The 20,537-nt window shown below is 62.9% G+C and carries 18 protein-coding genes; 3 read left to right on the top strand and 15 right to left on the bottom strand.

Annotated features, from left to right (window positions below):
- Positions 1 to 14: 14 nt before the first annotated feature.
- On the top strand, positions 15 to 2,447 hold the full coding sequence (locus C437_RS18725) for a DEAD/DEAH box helicase (protein ID WP_004518581.1): 2,433 nt from the start codon (positions 15 to 17) through the stop codon (positions 2,445 to 2,447).
- A 26-nt stretch (positions 2,448 to 2,473) separates the two neighbouring features.
- Here C437_RS18725 and C437_RS18720 read toward each other — a convergent pair whose 3' ends face one another.
- The 5 genes from C437_RS18720 to C437_RS18705 form a co-directional block, all read right to left on the bottom strand.
- Entirely contained in the window at positions 2,474 to 3,661 is a 1,188-nt protein-coding gene (locus C437_RS18720) for a sensor histidine kinase (RefSeq protein ID WP_049919891.1), read from the bottom strand.
- 134 nt (positions 3,662 to 3,795) lie between these two features.
- Positions 3,796 to 4,896: an AI-2E family transporter gene (locus C437_RS18715; protein WP_004518579.1), complete on the bottom strand. Its 1,101-nt coding sequence runs from the start codon at positions 4,894 to 4,896 to the stop codon at positions 3,796 to 3,798.
- Positions 4,897 to 4,983: 87 nt separating this feature from the next.
- Entirely contained in the window at positions 4,984 to 5,322 is a 339-nt protein-coding gene (locus C437_RS21255) for a hypothetical protein (RefSeq protein ID WP_394324842.1), read from the bottom strand.
- Between the two features lie 21 nt (positions 5,323 to 5,343).
- Positions 5,344 to 5,856, bottom strand: coding sequence for a mechanosensitive ion channel family protein (locus tag C437_RS21195; protein ID WP_319946233.1), 513 nt, complete (start codon positions 5,854 to 5,856; stop codon positions 5,344 to 5,346).
- A 257-nt stretch (positions 5,857 to 6,113) separates the two neighbouring features.
- Entirely contained in the window at positions 6,114 to 6,527 is a 414-nt protein-coding gene (locus C437_RS18705) for an Lrp/AsnC family transcriptional regulator (RefSeq protein WP_004518577.1), read from the bottom strand.
- A gap of 102 nt (positions 6,528 to 6,629) precedes the next feature.
- Here C437_RS18705 and carA point away from each other — a divergent pair, with 102 nt between their 5' ends.
- On the top strand, positions 6,630 to 7,676 hold the full coding sequence (gene carA, locus C437_RS18700; protein ID WP_004518576.1) for a glutamine-hydrolyzing carbamoyl-phosphate synthase small subunit: 1,047 nt from the start codon (positions 6,630 to 6,632) through the stop codon (positions 7,674 to 7,676).
- Positions 7,677 to 7,846: 170 nt separating this feature from the next.
- Here the strand turns inward: carA and C437_RS18695 are convergent, their stop codons facing one another.
- The 10 genes from C437_RS18695 to C437_RS18650 all read right to left on the bottom strand — a co-directional run bounded on the left by C437_RS18695 (position 7,847) and on the right by C437_RS18650 (position 19,775).
- Positions 7,847 to 8,467 (bottom strand): hypothetical protein, encoded by a 621-nt coding sequence (locus C437_RS18695; protein WP_004518575.1) that lies wholly within the window; start codon positions 8,465 to 8,467, stop codon positions 7,847 to 7,849.
- Between the two features lie 216 nt (positions 8,468 to 8,683).
- Complete coding sequence (locus C437_RS18690) at positions 8,684 to 11,704, bottom strand: PAS domain S-box protein (RefSeq protein ID WP_004518574.1); 3,021 nt, start codon at positions 11,702 to 11,704, stop codon at positions 8,684 to 8,686.
- Between the two features lie 107 nt (positions 11,705 to 11,811).
- Positions 11,812 to 15,063, bottom strand: coding sequence for a carbamoyl-phosphate synthase large subunit (gene carB, locus C437_RS18685; RefSeq protein ID WP_004518573.1), 3,252 nt, complete (start codon positions 15,061 to 15,063; stop codon positions 11,812 to 11,814).
- Positions 15,064 to 15,219: 156 nt separating this feature from the next.
- Positions 15,220 to 15,450: a hypothetical protein gene (locus C437_RS18680; protein WP_049919903.1), complete on the bottom strand. Its 231-nt coding sequence runs from the start codon at positions 15,448 to 15,450 to the stop codon at positions 15,220 to 15,222.
- Between the two features lie 87 nt (positions 15,451 to 15,537).
- Positions 15,538 to 16,305, bottom strand: coding sequence for a hypothetical protein (locus C437_RS18675; protein ID WP_004518571.1), 768 nt, complete (start codon positions 16,303 to 16,305; stop codon positions 15,538 to 15,540).
- Positions 16,306 to 16,354: 49 nt separating this feature from the next.
- Complete coding sequence (locus C437_RS18670; protein ID WP_004518570.1) at positions 16,355 to 16,888, bottom strand: DUF5815 family protein; 534 nt, start codon at positions 16,886 to 16,888, stop codon at positions 16,355 to 16,357.
- 54 nt (positions 16,889 to 16,942) lie between these two features.
- Positions 16,943 to 17,716: a DUF7847 domain-containing protein gene (locus tag C437_RS18665; protein ID WP_004518569.1), complete on the bottom strand. Its 774-nt coding sequence runs from the start codon at positions 17,714 to 17,716 to the stop codon at positions 16,943 to 16,945.
- A 66-nt stretch (positions 17,717 to 17,782) separates the two neighbouring features.
- On the bottom strand, positions 17,783 to 18,199 hold the full coding sequence (locus C437_RS18660; protein ID WP_004518568.1) for a DUF7124 domain-containing protein: 417 nt from the start codon (positions 18,197 to 18,199) through the stop codon (positions 17,783 to 17,785).
- A 52-nt stretch (positions 18,200 to 18,251) separates the two neighbouring features.
- Positions 18,252 to 18,476, bottom strand: a complete 225-nt coding sequence (locus C437_RS18655; RefSeq protein ID WP_004518567.1) for a hypothetical protein — start codon at positions 18,474 to 18,476, stop codon at positions 18,252 to 18,254.
- Positions 18,477 to 18,524: 48 nt separating this feature from the next.
- A complete protein-coding gene (locus C437_RS18650) occupies positions 18,525 to 19,775 on the bottom strand; it encodes an NAD(P)/FAD-dependent oxidoreductase (RefSeq protein ID WP_004518566.1) in 1,251 nt (416 codons plus the stop codon).
- Positions 19,776 to 19,896: 121 nt separating this feature from the next.
- Between C437_RS18650 and C437_RS18645 the strand changes: the two genes are divergently transcribed.
- Positions 19,897 to 20,505: a DUF6149 family protein gene (locus tag C437_RS18645; RefSeq protein ID WP_004518565.1), complete on the top strand. Its 609-nt coding sequence runs from the start codon at positions 19,897 to 19,899 to the stop codon at positions 20,503 to 20,505.
- Positions 20,506 to 20,537 lie beyond the last annotated feature (32 nt).

The following is a 20,537-nucleotide window of genomic DNA, read 5'->3' as shown; positions in this document are numbered from 1 at the left end:
TCCCTACCTCGCCTGTGGACGACACGATCGCGTGGCTCCGGGGCCGGCCGTACTACGAGGGACAGATCGTCGACCAGCGGACGGTGCCCGGCCGAGACGCGCAGACCGCGGACTGCGACGTGACGGACCGGCTCGCCGGCGTCCTCGAAGACCGGGGCATCACGGACCTCTACGCACATCAGGTGGACGCTATCGAGGCCGTCCGTGACGGTGACAACGTCGTTCTCGCAACGGAGACGGCAAGCGGCAAGAGCCTCGCCTACACCGTTCCCGCGTTCGAGCGGGCACTGGACCGCCGGGCCACGACGCTCTACGTCGCACCGCAGGTCGCGCTCATCAACGACCAGACAGAGACGCTGTCAGAACTGGCACAGGGACTTGGCTTCGCCTCCGGCGTCTCCGTCGCCCAGTACACCGGCCGCCAGTCCAAATCCGAGAAGGAGGCCATCCGGGAGCGCCAGCCGACCGTGTTGCTGACGACGCCGGACATGCTCCACTACGGGATACTTCCCCACGCCCACCGGCTGTGGGACTGGTTCTTCCAGCGGCTCGAAACCGTCGTCATCGACGAGGTCCACGGCTATCGCGGCGTGTTCGGGAGCCACGTCTCGATGGTGATGCGCCGCCTTCAGCGGGTCGCCGAGCGATTCGACGCCGGGAGTAACAGCTCTGGAAGCGACGGCGGCACAGCGGGCGGCCCGGAGTGGCTCTGTTGCTCGGCGACCATCGGCAATCCAATCGAACATGCGGCAGCGGTCACCGGCCAGCCCGGGGCGTCGTTCGCGCTGGTCGATGAGGACGCAAGCGCCAGCGGGCCGCGCCACTGGCTGCTGTGGAACCCCCCGGAGTACGAGGGCGATGGCTGGGGGAGCGGCCGCCGGAAGTCGAACCACGTCGAGACGAAACAGCTGTTCGTCGACCTCGTCGAGCGTGGCCTCCAGACAGTCGTCTTCGCCGGGTCGCGCCAGACTGCCGAACGCTACGCCAGCGACAGCGCCGACGAACTCCGGAGCCGCGGCGAACACGACCTCGCCGACAGCATCGGCGCGTATCAGGCCGCGCTGACCGACGAGCGCCGGCGCGAACTGGAACAGGGCCTGCAGTCCGGCGACCTGCGGGGCGTCTGGTCGACCAGCGCGCTCGAACTGGGCGTCGACGTGGGCGGCCTCGACGCCGTGTTGCTGGACGGCTACCCCGGCACGCGGATGCGGGCCTTCCAGCAGGCCGGGCGGGCCGGCCGCGGCACTGACCCCGCGCTGGTCACGCTCGTCGGCGGCGAGGACCAGCTCGACCAGTACGTCCTGCGCAACCCCGACGCGCTGTTCGAGACAGGGGCCGAACAAGCCGTGACCAACCCGGAAAACGAGCAGTTGCTCCCGGACCACGTCCATGCGGCCGCCTGCGAGAACTGGCTCTCGCCCGAGGACGACCGCCACTTCGGCGAGACGTTCCCCGACGTGGTCGCCGACCTCGAATCGGCCGGGAAGCTCGACCGCCGCCAGACCGACCAGGGAATGCGCTGGCTGGGCAACGGCAGCCCACACCACGCGATGAACCTGCGGACCGTCGACGACGGTGAGGTGAAACTGGTCGCGAAAGGCGACGTGATAGCGAAGCTCTCCGTTGAAGACGCGCTGCGGGACGCCCACCCCGGCGCGATTTACCACCATCAGGGCCGGCGCTACGAGGTGACCGACCTCGACCTCGACACGGGCGTCGCACAGCTTGACCGGACGTGGGCCGACTACTTCACCCGCGTCCTGCACGATAAGACCATTACCATCGAAGCGGATCTGGCGGAGCGGCGGTTGCCGGCTCGGGAGGACGTGCCGGTCCGATTCGCGTCGGTGACGATGCGCAAGCAAATCACCGGCTACGAGCGTCGTGACGGCTCCTCTGGAGAGGTACTCGGACAGCGTTCGCTCGATTTGCCGGAGACGACGCTGGAGACGAAGGCGCTGTACCATACCGTGCCGTCGGACCTCGAAGATGAGATACGACAGGGCGCGTACAGGGCTGGGAGCGGCCCCGGGCGCGAGCGCGGAAGCGATGGCGGCGGTCAGCCCGGCGATACAGCAACTGACGGCGGCGGCTCCGGCGACTTCCCGGGTGCCATCCACGCCGCCGAGCACGCCATGATCTCGATGTTCCCCTTCGAGTACCTCTGTGACCGCGGCGACATCGGCGGCCTGTCGACGCCGCGCCATCCCCACACCGGTGAGCCGACCATCTTCATCTACGACGGCTACCCCGGCGGCATCGGCCTGACGCGGGCTGGCTACCACGACATCGGGCCGCTGATGGACACCACGCTATCGATGCTGACTGCATGTGACTGCGCCGGCGGCTGCCCGGCCTGCGTGCAGTCTCCCCACTGTGGGAACGCAAACGACCCGCTGGACAAACACGGCGCGATACATCTACTGAGCGGGCTGCTGGAACAATAACGAGACCGCCCGGTTCTGGAATCGACTCAGGCGTCGTCCGTTGCTTTCTGTAGCGCGAGTCCGACGACAGCCCCCGTCGGCTCGTTGTCTTCGACCCACACATCGCCGCCGTACGCGTCGACCAGCGTTCGGACGAGATAGAGACCAACGCCAGTCCCCGCACTGTTCGGTCGCTTCTTCCCACGCTCGAACACTGTCCGTTTCTGCTCGTCCGGGATTCCCGGACCGTTGTCGGCAACAGTGACCTGAAGCACGTCACCGTCGTCGGTTACGTCGACGACGACCGACGGCGTTGCCGAGTCGTTGTGCTGGATTGCGTTAGTGAGAACGTTCCGGAACACGGAGGACAGGAGTTCGTCGGCTTCCACCTGTGCTGACGGGAGCGCGTCCGGGACAGTTACCTGTGCGTCAGTGTATGTCGCTGTGATATCCTCGATCACTGATGACAGGACTGGCCCGAGAGCGACCGGCTCGGTCTCCCACTCCGTCTGTTGCATTACCGACGCAAGGTTTCCAGCCGTTTCAAGCAGTTCCGTGGCTGCCTGACTGCTTTCCTGAATCCCGTCGACGTGTTCTATGGCGTCGCCGCTGCACTGGTCCCGGAGCAGTTCCGCTCGGCCACTGATGGTCTGCAGGTGGTTCGTGAGGTCGTGACGGACAATCTGGTTCAGCAGGTCGAGGTTGTCGCGCTGTCGTTTCAGCTCCTGCTCGCGCTCTATCCGGTCAAGGGTCGAGAGCACGTTCTTCCCGAGGATGTCGGCCAGTTGCGCCTCCCGCTCAGTCGGTTCGGCCTTCACATCTGTCCCGGCTGTCAAAAGCCCGTGCCCACTGAGCGGAACGACGATACCGCCGTGGAGCGGTGCATCGGACGCCGCTTTCTCCTCGTCAACGAGGACCGTCTGGGTCTCGTCGCGTTCGTAGTGCGCCCACAGCCAACTCCCGCGCTCGTGTTGCATTACCTGCCCTGGGTCCTCGGGGACTGCAACATACTCCCGAAGTGGTTCGGATATCGCCTCAGCTCTGAGCACGCCATCATTGGCCGTCCAGAAGACACTGAACGGAAAGTCGAGAATGGCTGTCGCGGTCTTGACTGCGGCGGTCGCGGCTTCTGACCGATTCTCAGTTTTCATCAGTCGCCGGGTCGCCATGTGCAACTCCTCGATCTGGTCGGCCGGAGTTACCTGACGGGAGGGGGAGCCGGAGTTTGACCCCATTTTCGAGCCGTTATGTCTGCCTGAATATGAATGTTTGTCTCGTCTGTGACACCATCACAACTCGACACAGCGGTCGGTCCGTGCTCGCTCGTACCACCCGTTCGCGTCCAGCAGCCAGTCCGCTGTTACGGCGACTACCCGAAGTCTTCCAGCCGTAACTGGTCGGGGTGGATGCCGTCCGGTTCACTCGCGCCGAGCAGACGAGGTAGTGCCGTGTTCGCAAACGTCATGCCGACGACGAGCAGTATCGGGGCAAAAAAGAGCCCATAGAAGCCCAGTACGACCGGTCCGAGCGTGTACGCGAGCATCAGGAGCCCGACGTGCGTGCTTTCGCCGCTGAGAAGTGGCCGAAGCAGCAGGTCCGGAACCGTGTCGACGATGACCACCGCGACGAGGAGGAATCCGAGCACGTACGCGAGCAGCGAAGACTGGCCGTCAAGCACCACCGGGAGCGCGGTGACACCAGTCAGTGGGAGGTAGATTATTTTCATCCCGACGACGGGAATCAGGCTGGCGATACCGGTCAGCGCGCCGGCGAGCGTCGGATACGGGACCTCGACAGCCGCCGGCGCGATGACGTTATAGCCGGTGAATGCGGCGATGGCGATGAGCGAAATCGCCAACACGTTCAGTAGATTGCCAAACAGCACCGCTTCCAGTTCCTCGTCGACGGCTTCGAGGTACTCACGGATGATGGCCCCATCGTCGAACCGGAGCAGCCACTGACGGATGCGCTGTCCGTCCACCAGAAGGTAGTACGTAACGATAGTCGTGATGAACAGATTGAGGACGAACCGAGAGGCGACCGACGTAAGCACCATCGCGTTCTCGCTGAGGAAGGCGACGAACGGCGAGAGCTGTCCTGACTGGTAAGCGCTGTACAGTCCCTCAACGGTGAGGTCCGGCACGGACTCTGGACCGTCCAGCCAACTGACGTGCGTTGCGGCCACGTCAACGAGCGCGTACTGGGTGACGAACTGCCGAGTTTCGACAAGGAGGAGGACGGCCGCATAGCTGACGAGCAACAGGAGCGGGATCGCCAGCGAAGCCATAACGACGACCGCACGCACCCGTGCCGGAAGGCGGAGCCTGCGCAAGGTACTGTGGTACCGTCGCGTCGAATAATAGAGGAACACGGAGACGGTCAACGCCGCGATAAACTGATATGCGAGGACACCGACCACCACCGCAACAGCGAGACCAAAGAGGGCGACGACGAAGCGCTTCTCGTCCATATACGTACCATTTTGTGAACAAATATAAACGTACGGGCACCGGGAATCTCGCAGACACCGCGAGTCGAACCCTGTTCAGACCGGTGGCTACTCCGTTCGTTCGCGCGTCGGCCCGGCGCTGCCGTGGACACCGATATCGCCGGAGAGTTCGTACTGGTTCGTTTCGCTGAGGTCGATACCCTCCGCGTGGCAGTCCTCTGTCACCTGCTGGATGAACGCGGCCCTGACTGACGCGAGTCGGTTCCGCCGTTCGTTGGGAATCCAGATCCGGCCCGTCAGGATTATTGCCGTCGACGCGAGGTCGGAGACTCTGGCCGTCGGCGCTGGCTTTTCCGAGACGTGGTCGAGGTCGCGAGCGGCGTTTTCGATGATGGCCCGGACCGTTTCGATGTCGTCCTCGTAGCCGATACCGAACTGGTAAGAAATCCCGATGGGACCGGTCGATGTCTAGTTCGTCACCGCACTCGTCGCCAGTTCCGTGTTCGGGACAATGATGCGCTCGTTGTCCGGCGTCCGGATCCGGGTCACGCGCAGGTCGATATCGACCACCGTACCCTGCATCCCGTTCCAGGCGATGACGTCACCGACGTTCAGGTCCGGGTCAGTCACGATGAACGCGCCGGCGACGAAGTTCCCGAGCACGTCCTGTGCCGCCAGCCCCACCGCCAGTGTAATACCTGCCGCCAGGAGGGTCGATCCCGCAAGTGCGCCCCGAAAGCCCGCAACGCTAGCCCCGATTACCACCGCAAAGACGACCGCTAGCAGGTGGACGGCGCTGGTCAGCGCACTGGCAACTGTCTTGTTAGTCTCCGTCCGTGAGAGCAGCCATCGGGCCACCGGCACGGCGATCAACCGGCCGACAGCGTAGAGGAGCGCCGCGACGGCGAGGAACTGTGCCCCGTCGGTCGCCAGTTGGCCGTACGTCGAGACGATATCGATATCTAGGCCCGGGAACTGCATACTGTTTCTCGTAGTCCAGCCGGTATGATAGTACGGTGTCACGTCCGGACTCGTAGCCACCACGGCTCCTCTATATTGTTCGCGTCCCGCGGCTCTCAGTCGCTTTGGTGCGCCAAACGGCACTCCCGCCCGGGACCCCACTGCTCGACCTGCACCGTCGCTTCACGACTTCGCTGTGCACCCGACGTGCCGGTTTAGAAGGACTTCACTCGACGAATTCCGCTTCACCGAGTTGGCTCGGACCGCAGGGGTGTGTGTTACCCGACTCGCTCGTTCAGAATGAGCCTCGTTTTCGTACCGACGACCTCCTCCAGCTCGCGCGCCTGCGTGATGAGTCCGTTGACCGCGTCGGTATCAGCAGCGTCAACGACGACGACGATATCCTCCTCGCCAGAGACCTGCCAGACAAAATCCACCTCCTGCCAATCGGCGATACGGTCCGAGACCTCGGCCGTGTCGACGTTTACGTCGACGCTAACCTCGATCATCGCTTTCACGTTGCCGGTCCGCGTCGCGACGGTGAAACGTTCGATAACGCCGTCGTCGACCAGTCGTTCGACGCGGTTTCGCACGGTCCCTTCCGACGTGCCGACCCGGTCCGCGATTTCCGTATACGGGGTTCGGGCGTCCCGGCGGAGTATCGAAAGTATCTCCCTGTCGAGGTCGTCCATCGAGATGTGATAGTATCACCGGTCGTGACTTGAGGATTGCGAAATTCGAAACTCGTCTTCGAAAGCAACCCTTATGACCGACTATAGTATACGCATCTCGTAATGGCTGACGCATACGTGGCAATCGAAGGCGACCGCGTCATCGAGGCGCGCGCTCGTGCTCCGGGGACGGCCCGCGGCGAACTGGTCTTTACAACAGCGTACACCGGGTACGAGGAGAGCCTCACCGATCCATCCTACGAGGAGCAGGTCCTGACGTTCTCCTATCCGCTCATCGGGAACTACGGCGTCCGGGAGGAGCGCTTCGAATCCGACCGCGTCCACCCGCGCGCGGCGGTGGCCCGCGAGATGACCGACGACGTGGCCGAGTGGCTCGAATCCGAAGGCATCCCGGCCGTCGACCACCTCGATACGCGCGACATCGTCACCGAAATCCGCGATGAGGGAGCAATGAAATGCGGGATCGCCGCCGGGCCGGACGCGACCGAGCAGGACGCGCTCGATGAACTCCACGAGTGCAAGCATATGTCCGACCACACTGACATCGGCGCACAGGTCTCCGTCGACGACGTAGAAGTCCACAACGAGGGCGGTGACGGTGCGACGGTCGCACTGGTCGACTGCGGTGCGAAGGGGTCCATCACCGAGTCGCTGGTCGAACGCGACGCCGAGGTTCACATCTTCCCCTACGACGCCAGTGAAGACGACGTGGCGGCTGTCGACCCGGACCTGCTGTTTATCTCGAATGGCCCCGGCGACCCCGAGAACTTCGAGCAGGCCGGCGAACTCGTCGAGACCTACGTCGGTGACGTGCCACTGGCCGGCATCTGTCTCGGCCAGCAGGTCGTCGCCAACGCGCTCGGCGGTGAAACCGAGAAAATGGAGTTCGGCCACCGCGGCGTGAATCAGCCGGTCCGCGACCTGCGCTCCAATCAGGTCGTAATGACGACCCAGAACCACGGCTACACCGTCGCCGACCCCGGCGACAAGCTCGACGTGACCCAGGTCAACGTCAACGACGACACGCCGGAAGGACTGGAGAACGACGACCTGAATATCATCACGCGCCAGTACCATCCCGAGGCCAACCCCGGCCCGCACGATTCGCTCGGCTTCTTCGATGATGTGCTGGGGATGGCGGGGGAGTAGGGAGGGACGCGACTGAAAGGAGCGGCCCTCGGAATTGCGAGCGGGGAGGAACGACCCGCGAGCAGTAGCGCGGTTCGGAGCGAGCGAAGCGAGTGAGAACCGCGAGACGCGAACGGTGAGCGTCAGCGAACCGTGAGCAGCGCAGTTTGTACGCGCACGAGCCACGTCGGTCAGTCGCTGTCGTCGATTGGCTGCCCGCGATAGTATGTCGTCTGATCGCTGTCTTCGTTTTCGTCTGTATCTTGTGGTGCGACGGGGCGGCCGCGATACATGACCCGGTTGGCGGTGTCGTCGCCGTCGATTGCGTCTGGACTGTCCTGCTGGTGGGCCTCGATGAACTCGGCAGCCGCGTTGAGGGTTTTCTTGTCGGTCTTGCGGTGTACCCAGCAGTGGTACATTTTCCGTGGAGTCCGGAGCGCGAGGCGGTGCGCACGGAACCCGGACTTGGTGGTGACATCGGCAACTGCCTCGTGTGGAATCTCGATGACATCGTCGTCGTTGTCTTTCCCGATGAGACAGAGGGTCCGCCGACCGGTGACCAGAATGACCGTCCGTCGGTCGCCGACCGGTGATTCGGTCTTGCGTTTCGTCCCGCGTCCGATACCGCGCTTCCCGTTGGTCAGGAGATATGCCGGGGCTTCAGCGCCGTCGAGGTACGTCAGCGGTGGGTTGTTCAGCGGTGGTGACTCGGAGAAGCGGCTCTTGTATCCAGCGAGGACTCCCACCGTTACCGAGTCACCGGGGGCCATCTCAGCGACTGTCTCTGCCCGTCTGGTGATGTCCTCTATCATCGGCTTCCCAGAGCAGCGACAGCGATTGCAACGCGGTCCATACAACTAGTGCCACAGCCGCAGAGATGAGTGTTACGAACGTGCCATTATTGGCCCAGAACAAGACAGGCAGTCACCGATATCTTACCAACATTCATTTATTGCCAGTTTAAATCCACAGTGGCTATGAAGTGTAATGCTCGGGTCCGGTACACGGACCGTTACCGCGCAGACGCTCTATGACAGCTGTCTGACGCTTCTGAATTCGAACTGTGCGCCGCCGGCATCGCTCTCGGTCACGGACACCGACCAGTCGTGTGCCGCCGCTATCTGCTTGACGATGGCGAGCCCGAACCCGGTGCCACCGTCAGTGGTGGTGTAGCCGCTCTCGAACACCGTCTCGTGCTTTTCTGGCGGGATACCATCGCCATTATCGGCGACGTAGAACCCCGAATCGTCGAGTTCGCCGATCTCGACAGTGATTTCCGAGCCGCCGTGCGTTACGGCGTTGTTGATGAGGTTTTCGAGGAGTTGGCGAAGGCGGCTCTCGTCGGCGTAGATCGGGCTTTCAGCCGGGATTTCGAGGGTAGCATCGTCAGTCTCGACGGCCTGCCAGCAGGACCGTGCAGTCGATTCAAGATCGAGTGGCTCCGTCTCCGGCACTGTATCCCCCTCACGGGCGAGGGTTAGCAGGTCCTCGATGAGTTCCTTCATGCGGTCGATTGCACGGTAACAGCGGTCAAACTGCTCGTCGTTGCCGGTGTCCTTGGCAAGGGTGAGCGAGCCTTCGAGGACGCCAAGCGGGTTCCGGAGGTCGTGACTGACGATGCTCGCGAACTCTTCGAGCCGGTCGTTCTGTCGCTCCAGTTCCTCTCGGTACTCGATCCGGTCGGTAATATCTCGTGACACGACAACGAGGCGGCTTATCTCATTGTCAGCGAAGATTGGTGTGACCTGCGTTTCCCAGACGCCGGTCGGGTGGAGGTCTCGCTCCTCGAATGTGATGGTTTCACCGGCCGAGACACACCGCTCGTAGTGGTCAGCGATTCGACGACCGATGTCCGGGCCGGCAGCCTCAACCGGAGTCTGATCGGTCAGCGAGTCGGTGTCGAAGCCGGCCTGTCGCTCATAGGTCTCGTTCGTCCGAATGTATCGGAACCTCGGATCGTCCGCCGACCCCGCAATGTCGACGAGCGCGATGGCGTCGTTCGTGTTCTCGAACACCGCCTCGTACTCATCAGTGAGTCGGGCCAGTTCCTGTTCGCGCCGTTTCTGGTCAGTAATGTCAGTCGCAACGACACAGAGGGCGTACGGGTCGCCGTCGTCGTCAAGTATCGGCGTCTTTCGCGTCAGATGTGTCCGATCTGCCCCATCAACGGGAATCACTGTTTCGACTTCGACAGTCTCTTTTTGTTCAAATGCGCGCTGATCGTCGGCGTGGGTCTGATCCGCGATATGCTCCGGAAGGATGTCGTAATCGGACATCCCGACGACGGACTTGTCACCGTCGATGCCGTAGAGGTCACGGGCCGCGCTGTTGATGAAGAGAAAGCGACTGTCGGTGTCTTTCATCAGGATGTAGGTCGGTGCTGTGTCGAGAATGACCTGCAGTTTGCGGCTTGTGTCTTCGAGTTGCTGTTTCCGTTCTTTGTGGTCGGTCACGTCCTGATGGATTCCCACCGCACGGACCGGATCGCCGTTCTCGTCGCGTTCGAACACCTTGCCGATGTCGCGAATCCATCGATAGTCGCCGGTAGCCGTTCTGAGTCGGTGGTCGCACTCATATATGTCCGTCTCGCCGTCGAGGTGAGCGTTCAGCGCCTCGTAGGTTGGCTCGCGGTCGTCCGGGTGTATCAGATCGTCCCAGGTGTCGACCGTGGGTTCGAGTTCGTCCAGCGAGTACCCGAGCATGTCGGCCCACCGCTCGTCGAATGTGACCTCGTCTGTCTGGACGTTCCAGTCCCAGACGCCGAGTTCGGCACCCTCAAGCGCGAGTTCGTGCCGCTCGGTGAGCGTTCTGAGTTCGCGCTGGCGGTCGAGTCTGGAAAGCGCCTCCTCGGTGTTGGCGGCGAGGGTTCGCAGCAGCGAGACCGACGCGTCCTCGACCCCTCCAGCGTCGGTCGATGCGGCGATCAGCACGCCGTGGTCACCCAGCGGGAGCAGTATCTCGCTGCTGACGTCGGTGTCGGGGTTGTAGCGGTCAGGGTGCGTGGATACGTCGTCCAAGACACGCTGTTCGCCGGATTCGAACACGTCCCAGACGAGGCCGTCGCCCTCGCTAAACGTCGGCTGGTCGTCGATGACCGCTTGTGCTTGGTCAGTCACTGCGGCCGGTCGGAGGCGACTATCCGACTCATCAACGAGAAAGACAGCACTGAGTGGTAATCCGAGCAGGTCGCGTGCGGTTTCGACGACCAGTTCAGCGACGTCCGCGCGTGATTCGGCGTGCATCAGCTCCCGCGTTGTGTCGTGTAACGCCTCGATGCGCTGCTGTCGCCGCTGGCGTTCCGTTATCTCCTGAAACTGCGAGAAGATCGCGACAGTCTCTCCGTTCTCACGGATGATGCGGTTGTGCCACTCACAGACGATCTGCTCGCCGTCGCCGGTCTCGATATCAAGCACGGTATAGTAGCCACCGCTGGCTTCCTGCAGTGCCGTGATCGTCTCTTCGACCGCATCCAGCGCCGAGTCCGGGACGAGCGTCTCAAACCCCGTGCCGACGAGCGCCGATTCCTCACGCTGTAGGATTTCCTCGCCCTTCTCGTTGACCTGTACTATCTCGAAGTTCTCGTCCCACTCGATGACACCGAGCGGTGACTTATCTATAAACAGCGAGAGCCGCTTTCGGCTCGCATCCAGTGCCCGCTGTGACCGGTACTGCTCGACCGCGTTCGTGATGCGGTTGGCGAGAATCGTGTACTGGTCAGTGCCCTGCTGCTTCTGGAGGTAGTCAGTCACACCGGCCGAAATCGCCTCACTGGCCACTTCCTCGGAACCTTTCCCAGTAAAGAGAATGAACGGGAGGTCTTCATCGACAGCCCGGACGGATTCCAGAAACTCGATGCCATCCTGCTCGGGCATATCAAAATCAGAGACGACACAGTCGATTGGTTCCTCGCTGAGCCGGGTGAGTCCCTCGTCCGCCGACGTTGCCGAGACCACGTCGAATCGGTCGTCGGTACGGCTGAGAAACGCCGCCGTCATCGACGCAAACTCGGGGTCATCCTCAACGTGTAAGACACGTACGGCATCGACCATGAATGGTACGTGGGCGTGTCCAACGAATAAGTATTTGCGTATTTCTGTTCGAATGATAAGAATATGGGCCGCTGCGGTGAGCGGTCCGCTTCCGCGGCTAGCCGGCGTTACTCAGCGCCCCACTCGCGCTGGGTCTTTGGCCGTTCGTCGATGGCCTGAACAGCGAGTGGCTGGTCGGCGGAGTTGATGGCTTCCAGCGCCGCCTCGGCGCTCTCGTGGGTCGAGAAGTACGTCACGGTCTCCTCAACACAGGCTTCCAGTACGTCGCGGTTGCGGGAGAGGACAAGGTCGACCTCGCCGCTCTGGATGGCGTCGATGATGGCATCGGTGTCCTCGTAGTCGTCGAAGTCCCGCACGTCGAAGTGCTCCTCAAAGCCGAGGATGGGCAGGTCGACGATAGCCGTTCCTTCGAGCGGGATTGCCTTGCCGACGGCCATCTGGGCCTTCTGGTAGGCCTTGCCGAAGGAACCGGCGGTCCCCATGACCTCGCCGGTAGATTTCATCTCCGGGCCGAGACGCGGGTCCGACCCCGGCAGACGGTCGAAGGGCAGGACGACCTCTTTGACCGAGACCTGCTCGGGAATCTGCTCCTGCACATCGAGTTCGGACAGCGTCGCGCCAGACATCACCTTGGCGGCGATTTTCGCGATCGGGACGCCGGCCGTCTTTGAGATGAACGGCACAGTCCGGGACGACCGCGGGTTCGCTTCGAGGACGAACACCTCGCCGTCACGCACCGCCAGCTGGACGTTCAGCAGGCCGACCGTATCGAGCGCATCGGCGATGTCCTCGACGACCTCGCGGATGCGCGGCATCACGTCCTTGATCTCCTGAGACCGGGGCGGAATCATACAGGCGGAGTCACCCGAGTGGATACCCGCTGTCTCGACGTGTTCCATCACGCCGCCGATGAGGATGTCGTCCTCGTCGGCCACGGCGTCGACGTCCAGCTCGACGGCGTCGGCAAGGAACTCGTCGACGAGAATCGGCTTGTCCGGGGAGACGCGGACGGCCTCCTCGATGTACGTTTCGAGATCGTCGTCGTTGTACACCACGTCCATTGCACGGCCACCGAGCACGTAGCTCGGGCGCACGAGGACGGGATAGCCGATGTCGTGAGCCAGATCAAGTGCCTCCTCCTTCGAGGTGGCGGAGCCGCCCTCGGCCTGTGAGATGCCGAGTTCGTCCATCAGTTTGTTGAACCGGTCGCGGTCCTCGGCGAGGTCCATCGCGTCGACGGACGTGCCCATGATCTCGCAGTCGAGGTCGCGGCGCTGGAGTTCCTGTTCGAGCGGGTGGCCGATGTCGACGGAGGTCTGGCCGCCGAACTGGACCATCACGCCGTCGGCGTCGGTCGCCTCGATGACGTCGGCGACCTCCTCGGCGGTGACCGGCTCGAAGAACAGCCCGTCGGAGGTGTCGTAGTCGGTCGACACTGTCTCGGGGTTGTTGTTGACGACGTGGGCGTCGATGCCCAGGTCCTCCAGCGCGCGGACCGCGTGGACCGAACAGTAGTCGAACTCCACGCCCTGCCCGATACGGATGGGACCGCCGCCGACGACCACGACGCTTTCGAGGTCGGGGTCGATCTGGAGTTCGTTGCGGTCGATGCCCGACAGCGGGTCCCGCGTCGAGTAGTAGTACGGCGTCGTCGCCTCGAACTCGCCGGCGCAGGTGTCGACCAGCTTGAAGTCGCGGTCAGTCGTGTCCGTCTCAACGGTGTCAACTGTGACACCAGAGCCGTCGGTCGCGGCTTCGACTTCCGCCTCGTCACCGCCGTCCTCGTCGAGGTCGGCTGGGAGCCAGGAGACGTGCGTGTCGTTGAACTCGCCGCCGGCCAGCGCGGTGATCTCCTGGTCCGTGAAGCCGGCCTGTGCGGCGGTCTCGTAGTCGCCCTCGCGGGCGGCGTCGGCGGCATCGGCGACCTCCTTGAACCGCTCGACGTACCACTCCTTGATGTCAGTGATGTCGACGACTTCCTCGACGGAGTAGCCGCGACAGAACGCCTCGAACATCGCGTACGGGCGGTCTGGCGTCGGCTTTTCGAGGTACTCCGTTTCGAGTTCCGTATCGTCGATCTCGTTGAAGTCGGCGGCCGGGTTGTACTCAGAGGACCGAAGTGCCTTCAGCAGGCTCTCGGGGAAGGTCCGACCGATGGACATCGCCTCGCCGGTGGATTTCATCGCTGTCGAGAGCTCGAACTCCGTGTCGCGGAACTTGTCGATGGGCCAGCGCGGGACCTTCGTCACGACGTAGTCGATAGCCGGCTCGAAGGCAGCGGTCGTCTCCCCGGTGATTTCGTTGTCGATCTCGTGGAGGCGCTTGCCGAGCGCGACCTTCGCAGTAACGCGGGCAATCGGGTACCCGGTCGCTTTCGAGGCCAGCGCCGAGGAACGGGAGACGCGCGGGTTCACCTCGACCACGCGGTACTCGCCGCCCGGCGTGCCGTCGTCGTGCCAGGCGAACTGGATGTTACAGCCGCCCTGGATGCCGAGGTCACGGATGACCTTCAGCGCGGAGTCGCGCATCTCCTGATGACCCTCGTCGGGGATGACCTGCGACGGGGTGACGACGGTCGACTCCCCGGTGTGGATGCCCATCGGGTCGATGTTCTCCATGTTGCAGATGATGATACAGGAGTCGTCGGCGTCGCGCATCACCTCGTATTCGAGTTCGACCCAGCCGGAGATTGACTCTGTGATGAGGACCTCGTTGTTGCGCGAGAGGCGCAGACCCTTCCGGACGCGTTCGATGAGTTCGTCCATCTCGTCGACGACGCCGGAGCCGGAGCCACCCAGCGTGTACGTCGTGCGTGCGATGACCGGGAGCCCGCCGACCTCGTCGACGGCTGCTTCGACGCGGTCCACGAGCGATTCCTCGTCTAAGTCAGTGACCGACTCGCCCTCGTCGAGCGTGATAGTCGTCGAACGCGGCACCGGTTCGCCGATGTCTTCCATCCGCTGTTTGAACAGGTCGCGGTCCTCCGTCGCGTAGATGGTGTCCAGTGGCGTCCCCATCACGTCCACGTCGTACTCGTCGAGGACGCCTTCCTCAGCGAGTTCGGCCGTGACGTTGAGGCCGGTCTGACCACCGAGACCGGCGATGACGCCGTCGGGGTCTTCCTTCCGGATGATCTCAGAAATCGCCTCGGTGTTGATGGGTTCGAGATACACCTTGTCCGCCATCTCCGGGTCAGTCATAATCGTCGCCGGGTTCGAGTTCACGAGCACGACGCGGGCACCCTCTTCTTGAAGGGCGCGACACGCCTGTGCGCCGGAGTAATCGAACTCGGCCGCCTGTCCGATCTTGATCGGGCCGCTGCCGATGAGCAGGATTGTACGGTCCTCGTCCGCTGTCATTGTACGAGCGGAGTCTACACATCGTAATAAGCCCGGCGAAACAATGCGAAGCTCGAAGTCTAATTTCGAATATCGTAATGCGTGAGCGTCACATGATTGGCTGTCTCATATGCGGTGCACAGGATAGAATTCGGCCGACAGCGGTGCCAAGAGCGGTCAGTTGTCGCGGTCGGGAACGCGATACCGGTAGGGCTGGCCCTGAATGACTTCGACCTCGCCGGGTTGGGCACGGCGACCGAGCACAGTCGCTACTCGGTGGGCACTCCCGAACGCCTCGCCGTGGTCTTCGAGCAGGTCACAGATTTCACGGGCCGTCAATGTGCCGTCGGCGTCGGCTTCTTCGAGCACCGTCAGGATGCGCTCGAACTCACCCTCACGCATAGCCATACACAGGTACAACACCGCAGCCACCATATAACACCGTCAGACAGCAGTCAGACGGCGGATTTCGGGAAATCAACCGACAGCGGCGTATCAGTGGCTGTCGGACAGTTCGGGGTCGCTGTCTGTCGCGTTCGGCCAGCGCTGTCGGACCCACGCCGGCCGGGAGATGGTCGTGTCGCCGACTGCGGAGTACCTGATTTCGTAGCTGACCGGGGCCTTTCTGGAACGGTCCCAGTACGAGACGGTGAGCGACCGGACGAGTCCGTCCGGCCGGACAGTCGCCTGCACGCTGTAGTTGTCGGCCGGTTGGAACGCCGCCGGTGGCTCCGTGGCCGTGAGTATCACCGGACAGGTGTCACAGCCGTCTCTCGGCCGCTCGACGCTGACGTTCGTTGCGAGGTATGCTTCGATGAGTCGAGCGGGGTCAGGGTCGAGGAGGTCGCCGACCGGAGCCGGCCGCCTCGTTGCGCTCCAGGCTCCCTGTGCGCGCTTGTCGCGGACATAGCGCCGATTCCGGTTATTGTACACCCGCTTGGTGTAATTCTTGTTGACGATTTCGGTCCGGTACTGGTAGCGATACCTGTCTTCGACGACGAAACTGACGATTTGTGTCCCCCATTCGAGTGACAGCCGCATCCCCAGCACATACGAGCGGTTCCGCGTCGCGCGCCGGTGGGCCGCCGCGAGTCGCGTAGCGTCGACAGCGTTCTCGGTCACGGCGGGGTCGGCCCGATTGTCCTCGGACTGCTCGGGGACCGGAACCGGCGTCACCGTCTGTCGCTCCGCCCCGCCGAAGGCTCCACAGCCCGGAAAAAGCAAGAGCGCGAGCACAAGCAGGACCGCAGTGCGACCCGCCATGTGTCACTGTGTGGGCCGGACCGACAAAGTACTCAGGTCCCGGTCTGTTTCAGATAGCGGTGTCAGACCGGCCGTCGAAGTTCCGCTCGTCGCGGTACTGCTCGACAAAGGCGTCGACGTCGAACTGGAGCATCTGCTCCTCGAACTCGGCCATCACGTCGTCGTCCTCGGCGTGGCTGATGGCGTGTTCCATCAGTTCCACAAGCAGTTCGACGACGATTTCGTGAAGCCGGCGGGAGTCGAAGTCGCTTACCCACGCCAGCGAGAAGCCGACCGACCCGTCCTCGCTGGTGTCGGCGGCGACGACCTTCTCCGGGAACTCCTCCATGACGACGCCCATCAGGTGAACGGTGGTGAACTCGTCGTAGTCGTCGTTGGTCTCGATGGTCGCGTGTAGCACCTCGGTGAGAAACTCCGGGACGAAGCGTGCCAGCGGGTGCGGGTCGAGCACGACAGCATGCGTGTTTCCGCAGTCACACGCGAACTCCCGCATACCGAGATGGAGGTCATGCGTGTCGACGAGTTCGCCACAGGCCAGTTCGAGTTCGGACTCGCGCCCGCCGGGAACGCGCGGTTCAGCCATTACCTGAGATTGGTTGTTCTCGGGGTTAAAGGCCGCGATACGAACTACAGTCGTTTAGAGCTCGCCGATGGACTCTGTTTGCTGTGTGTAGCCGGATTCCGCTACTTGGAGGTACGCTACGGTCGTCACAGCGATCGAGAACACGGTGACAACACTGGAGAGGACCGTCGATACCGTCGTCAGGACCATCGGAGGTAGCGATATCGGGAGAAGGCTGAAAGCCCCGCCGAGAACGAATCCGAGCACCGCGAGCACAACGGCAAGGACGAACGTGGCGAGGAGATTGTCGGTGACGATACCGACGCTGTTACTGATCGATTCGATGATTCCACTGTCGTTCAGCGCAATCTCCTGTCGGACAAAGAAAAACAGGAGTGCGAACACCAGTCCGGGGATAATAAGCAGAACAAGGCCGATACCCACTGCGATGGTTGTGAGAATGCCGGCTGCGATCGCGACCACAACAGTTTTTCCCAGTCGCCGACCCACGTTGTCGGGAATCGGTTCCCGGTCATCGCTGGCAAAGGCACGAATCGCGACGATGTTCAGCGCTTCGCTGACCACAAACAGCACGAGCGCGCCGACGGCAGCAACCGCAAGCGGGAGGTCGAGTGCCAGTGGCGTCCCACCAGCCATTGCCGCCTGGTTGACCTGTGCATCGCTCGGCAATTGCCCCAGAAACAGTTCTGTGAACGCCTGCGAAAGCGACGCCCAGACGACAGAGCTGAGCAATCCATAGACGATGAATACGCCGGCAAACACCGCCCCGCGCTCACTGAGTAGTTCGTCGATACCGTCTTGGAAGGCACGGCCGATTTGGAGGGCCATACACACCACCCGTAACCGGGAAAATATAAAACTACGCGACTTGTTGTCAGCCGGAGATGTCCGCGCCTACGGCCAGTCGTCGCGCTCTTCATTCTCGTCGGTTGTCGCGTCCGGCGTCTCCGGTTCGCCGAGGTCCCAGTCGGCCGCTTCCGCGGCCTGCGTGACGGGGAGGTACTCCCAGCCCGCCGCCTCGGCGAGGTCGGCGTCCTCGTCGTTCACACCGACAAAGACGTGCCGGTCGGTGTCGAACTGCTCTTTGACGTTTTCGAGGCTCTCTTCGCGACCGCGCGGTCCGGAGAAGAAGTCCTGTCTGATCCGGTGTTTCCGGGTAAAGTTGGTCACGACGTAGGTGGGCTGTTCGGAGATGACGCCGACGTACTCGGACCACTGGCGCGCGTCGTTGAACACGCTGTCCGGATAGGCCAGTTGCTTGAGGGCGTCGAGGTCGAACGCGAGTGTCATATCGCCGCTGCCGCCATCCATACGCGACTCTCCGCTTTAGGGCAAAAAAAGAGCGTCGTTCTCCCGCCGACAGTCACCGCTCGCGATGCTGGTCCTGTTCGGCGAGGCGCTCGGCTTCCGCCTGTATCTCAGCCATCTCGCTGGCCGCCTGCGTATCGCTCTGACCGTGGCTGTAGTTGACTGACGAATCGAGCAGCGACCCGGCAAAGGCGCTGTCGTCCGACGGGTCGGACTCGTCCGGCTTGCCAGATCCGCTTCCGGTGAGCCAGGTGACCAGTCGGCGGAGGGCATCACGCATATGCGGCCCTACGTCCACAACACGTAAAAATATCGGTGTCGGTGAGCCTTATTCGGCCGGCGCGGGCGTCTGTGCCTTCACTTCTTCGAGGTCCACGTCCTTCTCCAGTAGCAGTTCCTTCTTGTCGGCGACCTGGCGCTCCTCGCGGATGAGCTGTTTGAACGCCGACTGCTGTGAGAGGTCGCCGATCAGCACGCCGCCGACGAGCTGGCCGTCCTCGAAGGCGAGGCGTCGCCACTCGCTATCGGAGTACTTCCGTTCGGCCTCGTCGTCGCCGCGAGTCGGGTGCCCGAACGAGAGGAACGGGAAGTCAAAGTGCGTGATGGAGTACGAGGAGACCCAGCGGAACTCTTTCTCCTCCGCGTCCGCGACCATGTTCGTCCCGGCGACCGACCCCTGCTCCTTGGCTGAACCCCACGCGCCGTTTTGTGCCTGGGAGTCGAGGATGGTGTCGTAGAACTGGGTGAGGTCACCCGCAGCGTAGATGTCCTCGACGTTGGTCTGCATGTACTCGTCGACGACGACGCCGTCGTCGAGTTCGAGTCCGGTCCCGTTGACGAACTCGGTGTTGAAGTCCAGACCGATAGCGACGCCGGCCCACTCGCCGTCGTAGTGGTTGCCGTCGGGATCGACCGCGCCCGTGACCCGGCCGTCGTCGTCGACTTCGAAGTGGTCGACGCCGGATTCGAACACCGGCTCGACGCCGTTTTCTTCGAGGGCTTCGTGGATGATCTCCGCGCCGTCCTCCGAGAGCGCGTAGCGCCACCAGCGGTTGCCACGCATCAGGTACTTCGCATCGATTTCCTGTGCGGCACACACGGCGGCGAGGTCGATACCGAGCAGTCCCGCCCCGACGATGATGCCCTGGTCGGCCTCGTCGGCGTGCTCGCGGATGCCACGCGCGTCCTGGAACGTCCAGAAGTGGTGGATGCCGTCGGCGTCGCTGTTTTCGACCGGAAGCTGTGCCGGGGTCCCGCCCGTCGCCACCAGCAGCTTGTCGTACTCGTAGGTATCGCCCTCGTGAGTCTGGATCTCGTGGGCGTCGGGGTCGATGTCCGTCACATGGGTGTTCAGCTGCAGGTCGATGTCACGCTCGTCGTACCACTCCGGCTCGTGGATCGAGATCGGCGCTTCGGGCAGTTTCCCCTTGGCGAACTCCTTGATGAGGATCCGGTTATACAGTGCCTCCCCCTCGTCGGTCAGGACTGTGACCGACGCGTCCGGGTCCGCTTCCCGGATTGTTTCGGCTGCGGACGCACCCGCGATGCCGTCACCGATGATTACGTGCGACGTGCTCATGTACGGCCGATACGAAATCAGGCCTAATGTGGATTGCTATCTGAGTATCGGTTTCGATAGCGCACTGAACACACCGATAGTCGGGGATTTGAAGGCGCTCGGGCCCGTATCCGGGAATGAAATGAAAATCTACCAGAACCCGCGCCACTGGGCGAGCAAGAAGGCGCTGACCACGCCCGGTATCCGGTCGGTGGCCAACTACGGGCTGGTGAAACTCCACACCAAAATCTTCCTCGGGAAGGCCGACGAGGCCCACCGGGAGGAGCGCCGTGACCACCTCGATGGCTTCTTCGACGCCACGATGGACACCTACGTGGCCGCGCTCAAAGCCGATTACTCGGAAGCCGAAGCGCGAGAGATCACCCATATTCAGGCCAACTTCGACTTCTACAACCACGGCTGGACGGAGATGATGGAGTTCCCAGCCGACGAACTCGAAGCCCACTACGAGCGGTACGCGGAGTTCTTCGACGCCCACGACATCACTATCGACGACCCCCTCGGAACCTTCCGCCCGGCCGGCGGCATTGCCGGCGCGCCGTCGACGCCGGAGCGGCTGGACGAACCGGAGCACCCCCACGCCGTCGGTGGCTTCGCAGACGATGTCTACGTCGAAACAGAGGACGGCGAGATGATCGTCGGCGGCGGCCGCGAGGAACCGGACGACGTGAGCCCGACCGACGCGCCGGTCGTCGATGAGGACGACGTAGAAAGCGCGGCGGGCGACTGAGCGGAGCGGCGATTGCAGGGTTTCTTCGGCAG

The sequence above is a fragment of the Haloarcula vallismortis ATCC 29715 genome, from assembly GCF_000337775.1.
Lineage (GTDB): Archaea > Halobacteriota > Halobacteria > Halobacteriales > Haloarculaceae > Haloarcula > Haloarcula vallismortis.
Note: the sequence above shows the minus strand (reverse complement) of the source record. Positions and strands in the feature narration are given on the sequence as shown.